The sequence below is a fragment of the Okeania sp. SIO2B9 genome, from assembly GCF_010672505.1.
Classification (GTDB): domain Bacteria; phylum Cyanobacteriota; class Cyanobacteriia; order Cyanobacteriales; family Microcoleaceae; genus Okeania; species Okeania hirsuta.
This window is the reverse complement of the sequence record NZ_JAAHGK010001636.1, coordinates 1-1381: the sequence shown is the minus strand read 5'-3', so window position 1 is coordinate 1381 and position 1381 is coordinate 1. Positions and strand designations below refer to the sequence as shown.

General features: G+C 35.0%; 2 protein-coding genes. One reads left to right on the top strand and one right to left on the bottom strand.

The window, feature by feature from the left end; genetic code table 11:
• Window positions 1-549 precede the first annotated feature (549 nt).
• Window positions 550-1059, top strand: a complete 510-nt coding sequence (locus F6K13_RS33290) for a hypothetical protein (RefSeq protein WP_287289949.1) — start codon at window positions 550-552, stop codon at window positions 1057-1059.
• A 4-nt stretch (window positions 1060-1063) separates the two neighbouring features.
• On the opposite strand, the gene F6K13_RS33285 is transcribed toward F6K13_RS33290, so the two are convergent.
• On the bottom strand, window positions 1064-1381 hold a 318-nt coding region (locus tag F6K13_RS33285), incomplete at its 5' end, for a hypothetical protein (protein ID WP_375340697.1).

Genomic DNA, 1381 nt, shown 5'->3' with positions numbered 1-1381 from the left:
TCATTTCCTGGTTTTTTTAGGAACAAATGATTTTTCTGATTGGGTGGACAAGTTTGCGATCGCAAAAACCAATAGAGGGTTGCATAAAGGATGGACAAAAAGTTATTTTTCCGTGCGATCGCAAATCAAGTGAAGGTCGCTAAGGCTTACAATAAACTGTTTACTGCATAATTAATTTGAGTGAGTCGTACCGACACAAGTGTCGATGATCGACACAGCCCACACCAACACACATAAATCGATCCGACCAAACAAAACTCCAGACTGCACTCTTTACGTGACTATATCTGGAGTCTCGCCGTTTTCCTACGTTGCTCCTCAGCAGAGCGTATTAATCTAATTTTACTATCTATGACCCCGTTCTAAACCTCTCTTTTAGGTTTTTCAAAACAGCGAGTATTAGGGGGTACGGAGGGATGACGGGGACACTATTACGATAACCCCCAGAACCCCCAGAAACACGACTATAAGAGACTTGCAAAGTTTTGTTATCAGTAATTATCACTATGATATTATAAACTTTAGCACCTATTGATAACATAAGATATCATGGCAATTAGCCCATTCTATTCTGGAAGAATTCCCCAGGAACTATTCGATCATATCGAAAACTTTAGAGAAGTATCTGGAGAAGGAAAAACAGACCTCTTAATAAAAGCTTTAGCTCAATATACTGGATTTGAATTAGATAAAGTTACTCCCAAAACTCCTCCCATTCGTGAAGAGCTTAATTCTATTTATGAGCGGTTAGAAAACCTGGAAGAGTTATTTAATGATAACAAAAAGATAAAATTTGATAACAAAAACAACCAACTAGAATTACTTGATGATAATAAACCGATAACTTCTGATAACACTAAAGAAATATTGATCCTTAGTACCAATAAGACTGTTGAAGAAACTGGAGTCAGCCAATCATCTCTTAGTTCATGGAAAAACAACAATCAACTACCAAAGATATATACAAACAAAGAATCAAATCAAAAATTTGAGATTGATATAGAAAGTGATGAGTATAGAAAAACATTGTGGAGAGTTCGATATATTGATAACGGCTGATATTTTAGTTATCAGATAATAATTTATTTCTACTTTCAAGCACTTCTCTGGCAGCTAGGAATACTTGAAAAAACTTATCTTGTTTATCACTTCGTTTTTTCTCTTCTGTTAAAGATAGAATATATTCATTAGCTTTTTTTTGCTCTGTATATATCTGTAATACTGCCCTTTTCCCATATTTATCTATCAAATACAAAGGAAGCAATTCAGGAATATATATATCCCTTAGCCATTTCCTGAAATGAGGAAGCTCAACTAACTGATAAGCTTTGGGTTCGCAATCAGGTCTATAATCACGAAAACGATGGGTATAGGTACTTGA